The organism is Flavobacterium branchiophilum NBRC 15030 = ATCC 35035, assembly GCF_002217205.1.
Lineage (GTDB): Bacteria > Bacteroidota > Bacteroidia > Flavobacteriales > Flavobacteriaceae > Flavobacterium > Flavobacterium branchiophilum.
Genome location: NZ_MUGT01000003.1, coordinates 1 through 10,920, shown reverse-complemented (window position 1 = coordinate 10,920; position 10,920 = coordinate 1). Strand labels below are relative to the sequence as shown.

Genomic DNA, 10,920 nt, shown 5'->3' with positions numbered 1-10,920 from the left:
GTAGATTTTTTGATTTCTTTTTGCAAAATAGTTCTATAAAAACTCTCTTGATTGTTTGGACTCATGGGGTTATCTACCCAAACTTCTGGTGCACCCTCAACAGGGTTGTCTTTTTCAAACTTGGTAACCACACAACGGTTTTCAGCTAAGCCAAAAGCATAACACAACGCAAACCAATCTACTTTTAAATGGTCTGAAATATTGGGTTGCCAAATTTCATACTGATTTGTCCAAAGCGGGTTTCTTCCAAAAATGGATTTGCTTATTGCATACCAACTAAATAATGCTTGACTTGATACAACATCATAAGCACAATAAGAACGACTATTTGCTGCACCCGAATGAATTTGTTGCAAATTAATTGAACTAAATGAAGACATTAACATAAACCAAACGCTATCTGGTTCATTTGACATTCTATTTGATTGATCTTGTTTAAGCCTAACTGGAGTATTATCATCCATAAAACCAATAAAAGAACCATCACTTTCACCACATTTTCGTAACAATTTAAAATGCCTGTCTTTATTTTTTGAAGGAAACCCGCTAACAATTTCTTTATTATATTCTTTTATTGAAAGACTAAAATCATATCTTGGTTGTCTAACTAATTTACCTTTTCTTTCCAATTCAGGCAACATATTTCTGATATCACCACGAGAATTGTCTAGGTTTACAAAATCGAATGGGTTTACAAAGCTTTCAACCGCTGGATTCAATTCCTCATCAATATCCAACCAATCAAATGCTAAATCGGTTTTCTTGGCATGGGTTAAATCTAAAACTTTTACTTTATTTTCTCTTTCTTCATTGGGTTCATATTGCCATATAGTAAAAGCTAAAGGCCATTTTCCTTTTAATTTAAAAAACTCATTACTTGTAGTAATAAAACCATTTAAGTAGGTAAAATGCTCGTCCCATGTTTTTCTAAATGGTTTGTATGTTGGTCGAGGAATGAGCCAAGAAGTCGGAGTAAAAATCATGACCAATGGTTTTGCTTTTGGTAGCTTTTGTGTTTGAGCTTTACAAATGTTTAAAATTTGTCCAAGAAAAGCTAAATAGCGTTCTTTACCAGCATCGGCACCAGTTAAGGCAAGTATTTCGGCATTTATTTCATATTCTGCATCACTTTTTTCACGAGTAACAACATTTTCATCGGTGTTTTTATACGGCGGATTTAATAAAAAAGCCAAAGGTTTGTCTAGTGGTTTTTTAGTACTATCCAATACTGCATCTTCTAAAATTTGATAATAATCTGTTCCATTTTTTTCAATAAAATTCAATCCTTGGTTGGTGCTAGTTTTTGGAACAACGGTAAATCCTGTTTCAATATGCCATGGGTCGGCTTTCATCCGTTTTTCAATAATTTTCAATAAATCGGGTTGCAGTTCCGATATTATTTTGTGCTTTAATTTACCTTTATAACTGCTAATTAAGTTACCCGAACCACCTGCAGGGTCAAAAACTACATAATTTTCGTGTATGCTTTCAAATACTTCATTTTTGGCAAACCAAAGGGCAAACTTACTCAAGTTGTCGTCTGTAAAAAAGATGCCGTGTTGTTTTACATATTCTGGATCTATCACTGCCAATACTTCATCAAATCTTGAGAAATAATAATCAACAGTTAAACCAGAACCTTCATTGGTAAAAACATATTGCGTTTCAATAAATTTTGTAAACTCTTTTTTATATTTAGGTATAATTTTTATATCGTCAGAAAACTTTTTGCCTGAAAAGCCAATAATTCTAATGGTTTCAGATATTTCGTTTTCGGCAACAGACGAAGTAATATCCCAATAGGGAATAATAGAATAAAACGCATGAACCGCCTCTATTGGCGTTTCAAAAAACAATTTCATTCGTTCAATAGCATGAATAAAATTGTGCTTATTTACTTGAATTCTTTCCGAATCTAAATGAGTTAAAGCTTTTAAAATTTCATAAGTTTCTGTAATCAAACTTTTTTTACCTTGAAATAATTCCCCTTTCAAATCTTTTGGCTCAAGCCAATATTGAGCTGCTTCTTTTATCAAAAGCATATTGGTTTTTGCTGTTTTTCGAGCATTTTCTTTTCCAATAGTGCTTGGTGCCATGTTTGCATCGGCAGTATTTGATATTACAACAGCAAATTCTGGGAGATTTTTTATTTTCCAAATGGCACAAAATTCATGGGCAATTACCATGATAGAATTATAAGACAAGCCAAATTTCTTTTTATAATGAAGTGCCTGATAAAAGCCATCAAGCCATTGTGTATAGTTTGTTTTAGCTTCTATAATTATTTGACCTTCAACATATCCGTCTGCTCCATGTGTGTTTTTTCCTGATTCAATGGAAAACTTGTCTTTAAAAAGTTTTGTAAACAATGGATATAAGAGTTGTCTTTTTGCATCTTCGTTTTCATTACTTTCAATATATTTTTGTAAGCTGCGAAGTTCTTGGTCGAATGTTTGTGTTTTTGCCATTATTTTGATATTTTCAAGAAGTTGTCAAAGTTAAAACTTTTTTTGATTTTTTGCCATTGAATTTTTCTTATGTTTTTATTTTCAGCAATACATCTCTTTCAATAGTTAGTTTTTCAACTTCTTTTTTGAGTCTCGCTATTTCTTGGTCTTTTTCTTCAAAAATGTCTTTGTTTGTGGTAAATGTTGCGGGCAGGGTTTGGGCTATGTCCATAAAAAAGTTGTGTTGCAAGTGGGTGCAAAGTTCATAGAGCCTTGCGGTTTGTAGGGATTGTTTTTTTTCAAAACTCATGACAGTAGCCAATTGTACCTGCATTTTTCGAGCAAGAGCAGCTCGTCTGGTGCGTTTTTGTTCAAAATAAGCCACTAATAAATTGCCTATGTGTATCATATTATTTTAGTTTATAGATGCAAATGTATATAAAATAGTGGATTATACAATATTTTATATGGCATTTAACAATATTTTATATGGCATTTAACGATATTTTATATTGTATTTAACGATATTTTATATTGTATTTAACGGTATTTTATATTGTATTTAACGATATTTTATATGGCATTTAACAATATTTTATATGGCATTTAACAATATTTTATATGGCATTTAACAATATTTTATATTGTATTTAACGATATTTTATATTGTATTTAACGATATTTTATATTGTATTTAACGGTATTTTATATTGTATTTAACAGTATTTTATATGGCATTTTACATCAATGACTATATATTTTGCGATATTATTTGTTGTATGATGTATTTTTCAAATTTGGCAGCTGGTTTTTGAGACACAGATTTTACGGATGCTTGCAAACACAGATTTTGTTTTGGTGTTGAGGTTGTTGGGACTCGGGTTTTGTGTTTAGGCTAGTAGTGGAAATCCTTTCGAAGCCTCCAATGGGGGAATGAATATGTTTCGGGATGTGGTAATCAAAAAAAGTTTGCAACGTATATCCCGACTTTTGTGAGCATTGTTATTAAGTTATACCAAATAAATTTATAAAATAGTCCAAAGATGCGTGGTTATTTTTTAGAAAAAATTTTCAAAAAAAATCGTTGCATAGCTGGGCTACGGAACAATTTTTTTTGATTCATTTTAGCAAAAAAGAACCAATAGATTGGACTATTTTATAGGTATATTTGGTATTATATAAATCATCATGATTTTCATACACAGATGGCAAATAGGGCATTTTGTATAGGTAATTGAATTGTACAATTTCTGACTATGTAAACAATGCCATTTGTCCATTATTTATTGGTTTCATTTCTTTTATGAAATTTTCCCATAAAGAAAGTGTTAAACTGAAGGTGTACATTTTATTTAGTCTTTGAATTTCTTTTTCTAAATAATTTTTATCAATTGTGATTGCCAATTCTAATAAATCTATTCGCATTAAAACATCTTTTGTAAAAGTTCTTTTAGCGTCAGCAAAAGTTACAGATTGCAAAAATTGTACAGTTGCGTCAGAATTTAGAAGTATTAAGGTGTAAACTGCATATTCAATTTTGTCAAAACCAATTAAATAACAAGTATCATCGAGCATTACAGGCTTTTCATTTTGAGGTAAAATTAATGTAAAGTGAAAAGTTTTATAAAGTCCTGAAATTGCAACCTTGTATGGTTTGAAAGAATAGTCGCCAATTCCAAAAATTGAAAATGCAGGTTTGTTATTGTAAATACTCGACTTTCGGGCACTAAAACTGTCTTGATGGCTAGTCAAATATTGAAAAGTTTTTGGGAAATCATTTTTTATATATTTTGTTTCTTGCCCAACTTTTTTTTGAGTTACAATGGTAAACTTTCTTGTTTGATTAATCACGGTGTTTTTTAAATCAGAACTTTTTAAAAGGCCATAAACTAAACCCTCCTCTAATTTAATTTCCTCATTCAAACCATTTACAAAATGTCCATTCACTTTGTCTAATTCCATGATGCTTGAACAGTCGTGTTTTAAGCCTTGTCGCCAAACAAATGGACATACTCCATCAATTTTTTTAGTATGGTGATAGGAATAAATGTTTGATACAAACTTATCTTCCAACCACCCAAATTGAATTGTTGGATTTTGATTTTTGTAAAAATTGTATTCAGTACAATAATTCTGAGAAACTGATTTGAGTTTGCAATAAAATAAAGAAGCTTCAACAGAAACATTAAACTCTTTTTTGCTATCGATGCAATGTTTCTCGATTTCTGAAATCAAATACTTGTTTTTTGCTTGATCAAAAACAATATTTTTAATTACTGAATTTTTAACTAATAAAAGTAAATGCCCATTAATGTTTTGAAATACATCTATCATTTTCATGGTAATAAATTCAGCAATATCAAAATTTCCTTTGCCAGTGATTGCATCCAATCCGCTATAATTTTTAAAGTTGGATTTCTTTGGTAAATTAGAAGAATTAAGACTGCCTAATTTTGAATTAGTAACCCAAGGCGGATTTCCAATGATCAACAGTTCTTTTTCTGAAAATTTTTTGGCTAATATTTTAAAATCATAATCAAAAACATCCGAATGAATAATGGAAATTTGAGGTTTTGTGTCTTTTGGGTTATTCAAATAAAATGCAATAATATTAAATTTCGTTTCCCATACATAAGGTTTGTAAATTTCAATTCCAAATACATAATCTATATTTGAAAAAGTGGCTAACGAAGCTATAATAAAATTGCCCTTTCCACAAGTTGGTTCGACAATTATTTTAGGATGAACCGTTTTACTTTCTAAAAATAAAGTGACCTTTTTGGCTAAATCTTCATTGGTTTGAAAATCACCATATTCAGCCCTGTCAGGCTCCAAAACAATGTTGTTAGAAATAGAAATAATTTCTTTTAAAATTTCTAAATCTTCATTACAATCAAAAAAATCATGAATACCAAAAGCAGCATTAATCTTTTGATTTGCGATTTCAAAAGTGGTAATGCTTTTCAGAAAATGGTTCAAATACTCTGAAACTTGAAAAGTAATATGTGCATCAAATACTTTAATCATTATCTTTTATTTCTTTATTTGTATTCGTGATTACTTCGTATCTCATAAAGCTTTCATTTTATCAATGATTTTGTTTATTCCTGTTATATTATCTGAAAGTGTTACGATTCTTTGATATTGTAATCGCCATTGAAGAGCATTTGAAATAGTCAAATAACCTTGTTCTGGTGGATTTTTTAGAATTTGTTCTGCCAATTGTTGCAAAGTGATTTCATCCGCTGGAATGTTTTTGTCATTCAGATAAGCTATAATATCTTCGATATTGGCTTTGTCCTTAACCATTTCACGAAGTCTAAATGTAGTTGTATAATCAGCAGTTCTATCTTTTGAAACTAACGAACAACTTACAAAATTCAGATTTGCTGTTTTGCTTTTAGGATCATCAACTTTATCATAAACAAAAACAAGTAGATGATAACCAAGCCCGAATATTTTTTGTTTGGCATCTTTGAAAGGGCATGAAGACTGAGGTTGTTTGATTGAAGTAACTTTTATGTCAATATCTACCGAAGGTAAATCAATTCCTTTGGCAGAAGAACCAATTTTTAGTTCATATTTATCAGCAAGTTGTTGTTGAAATTTGTGTTCAATATGAGTTCCAACAGCTTTTCCATCTGTTACACCATAAAGCTCTTTGTTTTTTAACTTCGATTGAGCAATACAAAATGCTTGTGCCTCTATGATAACATGCTCTATTGTCAAATTTTGTTTCATATTGCAAATTTACAAATATTGTTTTTTATTATGAATGTTTTTTATTTAAATAAAGTGAGGCTCTCAGACGTTTGTAGCATTTATATTGAAAAAACCACCACAAAATATTTTTCAAAAATAGAAAAAAAAGTAATCAATTTGAAGATAATAAAAAATTACAGGAAAAATAATCAAAAATTTATACTATTTTTAGCATCAAATTCAAATAAATCTCAATCAATAATATTATAAAACTTAATATTTAACAAATTAATTAAAAAAATATGATACTAGAAGTAGCTCAACTACATGTCAAATACGGACAAGAAGTTCAATTTGAACATGATTTTAACACAGCAGGACAATATATAAGCAGCATCAATGGTTAAATCAAACATACTTTATTAAAATGTTTAGAAAAAGAATGTCAGTATATATTACTTGTTGAATGGAACCAACTTGAAGACCACACCATTGGATTTAGAAATTCTGATGCATACCAACATTGGAAACAATTGTTACACCATTATTACGAACCTTTTCCAACTGTTGAACATTATAAAGTAATTTTATAACCATCTATAAATCTATTTATTTAAAATAATTTATGGTGTTGTTGGAGTAGTTGTTTTCGTACTATCAATAGCTATTTTTTTCTTTTTATATTGATTTTTTTGTATTGGATCGGGTTTTGTATAACCAATATTTTGGCTGATTTTTTGTTTAATTACCACTGCATCATTAAGTACAAAGGGCAAAGGCATAGAGTTGGTAGGTCTTTTATCGATATGTAAGTCTTTATTTTGCATCAAATCAAACGAACTTTCCATTAAATCCATATCCAAAACTTTTGAGGCTTGGATACTAAATTGTAGCTCTAGCGGAATTTGATGTACAACATAATAAGAAATGATTTTTTTTCCATGTCTTGGATAAATACCCTTCGTTGTGCCATTCAATAGAACCCCATTGGCCATTAAGTGATGAAATTCCAATTCTTCGTTTGCAAAAATATCGTATCTATTAACCAATCTATTAGGAGTAATTCTTATTTTTAAGAACCTGTTTTTGCCAACGATACTATCTTGTACAAACGCTATGCTAGGTTTGCTTAGATTTATTTTTGTAGCTTCTTTAATATACGTAAAATCAGAATTATATTTACTATACAAAGGTAAATGATTGAATTCTGTAGCTATTTTTGGGTTTTTGCCTAAATATTTTTGTGTCCAGTCATCTAAATTTTGGTCATAAGTAGTATAATATGCTTTATTATGATCCGCATCAAATATGTATAACAAACTATTGGGTTTTGCAATGCCATAAGCAAAATCTGCATTAACATGTGCCTGAATACCAAACACGATCGAAAACACCAACAATATACCAGACAATATACCCTTATGTTTTGTGTTATGAAAAATAGGCAACATCAATCCAAATATAAAAACCACAAGTATTACACTGACATACAACATTTTAAGTCCTAGTCCAACAGGAAACATATATACAAATGGAGCTAATATAATTAAGGTAGGAATGCTTACTAGTATATTAAAAAATCGATTGGTACGCTGAGTAAAAACAAAATAAGTAAGCATCAAAATTCCTGAAATGGCGGGTAAGATTAAAAAGCCGGCTCCCTGCAACTGAAATGCAATGCCTAAATTGATGACAATCCAAATAAATAATGGAGCAATATAAAGACTCATATAATTTTTTTCGACAGATTTTTTATGGTAACCATAAAAGCATATACTTAAACTTAACAAAATAAAACTTAACATATAATCATGTCCATTATAAGTAAATCCTTGCGGAATTTGTTTATAATTAGAATAAATTTCCAACAGGAATTTCCAACCAAAATAGGTAATCAAACCACAAGTAAGTAGGCAAACAAAATAAAATAAAAAACCTTTTATAATTTCATCTAAATAAAGTAATCTTTTAGACAAACCCAGAAATATTATAAGTATAAAAAAGGCCATTGTAGCAATAGCCATTGGTTTTACCCATTCAAAAGGGTAACTAATAAAAGCAAAAGGAGTGTTAAAATAAACATCGTCTGTAGTTGCCGCTAAATTTTCTAAAGGGGCATTAGAAAAATGATTCAACAAAGGCATCAAATAACTGCCTTGGTGTGTTATCGATTTTTCGTTAACATGAAAAAAATCATCTTGCTGGGTGTGGTAATTAAAATGGTCGTCTATAAAGGCAAAATTAAAACCCTGAACCCCACCTTGTTCTCTAAAAACCGTCAAATCTGTATCATTAGGCAACATTTTATAAATGCTGTACATCAAGGAGTTAGCAACGGGATAACTTGGATTGGATGCAGTAAAGGCTTTTACCATTTGTTGATTACCCTGATTTACTTCCATCAGCATATAACTTGGCCCAGAAGTACCTCTTGCCTCAAAATTAATCACCAGTCCTACCTTTTTTAGCAATGGGTTTTTTTCTACAAATAATGCCGCACCATTTAATCCCAATTCTTCCGCATCAGAAATTAGTATGTATATATCGTTTGTATGTTTTTTTTGATTGTGTATAAATGCTCTTATACCTTCTAAAATTGTAGCCACCCCCGACGCATCATCACTTGCTCCATGCGAAAAAGAATGTGGGGCACTATCATAATGTGCTAATAAAAGTAAGGCTTTTTGGTTTGTCGTTCCTTTTAGTTGTGCAATAATATTCTTACTTTGTGTTAAAGTACCTTTTTCAGTAAGAGAAAACCCCGTTTCAAATGCTGGATTCAAACCTAATTTTTGCAACTCTGTATATATATAGTTTGCTACTTCATCATGATTTTCAGAACCCACATAATGTGGTTTTTCAGCTATTTGTTCTATGTGTTTCAAGGCTCTCGTTGTCGAAAACTCTGAAAGTGCTTCGTTTTTTGATGTGATAGAAGGGAGCATTGTAAAATAAATCCACCCTAAAATAAGGAATATACCAACTATAGATATAAAAACCGTTTGTAATTTTCTCATGTATTTTTTTTATAATTATTTAGTTATTTTAACTAATAACTTATTAATATCTTTTGTATAATTTTAAATCTTTTAATGAATATCTTTTTTAACAAGCATGATATAATCGTTTTCTAGTATCAAATATCCCTGATCATATACAAATCGATAGCTATTTCCTGTTTTGGTGTTCAATATATTGGTAAAATAGTCAAAGTCAAATCCCAAGTTGAGCAATTTTGATTTGCCAATTTTCGTTTTACCCTCTGGGTTTGATTCTACTAAAATTCTGTAATTTTTACGTAATTTATTATTAATATTTCGCATATAATTTGTGGTATCCTTATTAATTTTATTATTAAAAGCATTCCTACAACTATCACTACAAAACTTTTTATCTTCTCGGCCAATTATTTTTTCACCACATTCTGGACATTGTTTATTCATTTTTCAAATATATATAATTTTATTAATAAAAATAATTTTTTGATTAAAATTCTATAAATCAGTCAAATATATGAATTTATTTCCAATTACAAACGGTTACAATTATTTACAACCGAAAATAAATACTTATTAACCATATTATCTCCAAAAACAGTAGCATTTTTGCACCGTCAATCAACAACAAATCTTTTTATTGACAGTTTAAAAATAATACATAACAACAACATTAAAATTTAAAGCCATGAACAACTTAAGAAACAGAGTACAACTTATTGGAAACGTAGGAAACGACCCAGAAATCAAATCATTTGATGGTGGAAAAAAGTTAGCCAATCTAACAATTGCAACCAACGAAACTTTCATCAACGAAAAAGGAGAACGAAAAACAAACACCGAGTGGCATCGAGTGGTAGCTTGGGGCAAAATTGCAGAAACGATCGAGCAATTTGTCAAAAAAGGGAAGGAAATTGCCATCGAAGGCAAATTAACCACTAGAAGCTATGACGATAAAAATGGAGAAAAAAAATATATAACAGAGATTATCGTTCAAGAAATACTGTTATTAGGCTCAAAATAATGCTAAATTAATCCTGAAAAGAGATTGGTAGATTAAATATTAAAATTTTAACCAAACCCATCAAGTGTTTGAAGATAGCTTTATTAATACAGTAGTTTTTGATTCATCAATAAATTTATCTATTTTAAAATACAATTATAAATTAATATACTTAAATACCAGCTCTTTTCAGTTTTATGGCCTTACAAAAAAATGAACAAAGATGTACCTATAATTTAGTCAAAATCCTGCTACCTTTTCTGTTTATTGCAATTATTTGGGCATGCCGCCAAAAAAANNATTTGGGCATGCCGCCAAAAAAAAGAAAGCCCCCAATCAGCCAAACTGTTGATTCGGGGCTTCCTTTTTTTGTCGTCGGGCTATCACGAGCACATGGTGCCTTGCTCTATCCCTCATGCAAAAAAAAAGGTCGAAAACAACATTCTTCATAAAATGTTGTTTTCAACCTCAAATGCAATATTTAAAACTTCACTACTTATAGCCAAAGTATGTCATCTACTTATCCTTGTCATGAAATGAACCCCCCAGAAAAAAGAACGAATCCATCATTATAAAAACCTTGAAACTAACTTATAATTTATTGAAACAACACTAATAAACTAGCCATTTCATTCTTAACGCTTCATATCTAACCCTTCATACTTCATACTTCATACTTAACCCTTCATACTTAATACTTAATACTTAATACTCCATACTTAATACTTCATACTTAACCCTTAATACTTAACCCTTAATACTTAATACTTAT

General features: G+C 30.0%; 7 protein-coding genes. 1 reads left to right on the top strand and 6 read right to left on the bottom strand.

The features are described 5' to 3' along the window. From B0A58_RS00300 to B0A58_RS00265, 6 genes are all read right to left on the bottom strand, one after another. Window positions 1-2,468 (bottom strand): hypothetical protein (locus B0A58_RS00300; RefSeq protein ID WP_133063037.1); only part of this gene is annotated, 2,468 nt, incomplete at its 3' end. 67 nt (window positions 2,469-2,535) lie between these two features. Continuing rightward, a complete protein-coding gene (locus B0A58_RS00295; protein ID WP_089079392.1) occupies window positions 2,536-2,856 on the bottom strand; it encodes a hypothetical protein in 321 nt (106 codons plus the stop codon). A gap of 845 nt (window positions 2,857-3,701) precedes the next feature. Further along, window positions 3,702-5,474: a hypothetical protein gene (locus tag B0A58_RS00290; RefSeq protein ID WP_089079391.1), complete on the bottom strand. Its 1,773-nt coding sequence runs from the start codon at window positions 5,472-5,474 to the stop codon at window positions 3,702-3,704. A 42-nt stretch (window positions 5,475-5,516) separates the two neighbouring features. Then, window positions 5,517-6,188: a type II restriction-modification system restriction endonuclease gene (locus B0A58_RS00285; protein WP_089079390.1), complete on the bottom strand. Its 672-nt coding sequence runs from the start codon at window positions 6,186-6,188 to the stop codon at window positions 5,517-5,519. A 584-nt stretch (window positions 6,189-6,772) separates the two neighbouring features. Then, on the bottom strand, window positions 6,773-9,166 hold the full coding sequence (locus tag B0A58_RS00270) for a M28 family peptidase (RefSeq protein WP_089079388.1): 2,394 nt from the start codon (window positions 9,164-9,166) through the stop codon (window positions 6,773-6,775). A gap of 72 nt (window positions 9,167-9,238) precedes the next feature. Next, complete coding sequence (locus B0A58_RS00265) at window positions 9,239-9,592, bottom strand: DUF2116 family Zn-ribbon domain-containing protein (protein WP_089079387.1); 354 nt, start codon at window positions 9,590-9,592, stop codon at window positions 9,239-9,241. A gap of 241 nt (window positions 9,593-9,833) precedes the next feature. Here B0A58_RS00265 and B0A58_RS00260 point away from each other — a divergent pair, with 241 nt between their 5' ends. Then, window positions 9,834-10,169: a single-stranded DNA-binding protein gene (locus B0A58_RS00260; protein WP_089079386.1), complete on the top strand. Its 336-nt coding sequence runs from the start codon at window positions 9,834-9,836 to the stop codon at window positions 10,167-10,169. Window positions 10,170-10,920 lie beyond the last annotated feature (751 nt).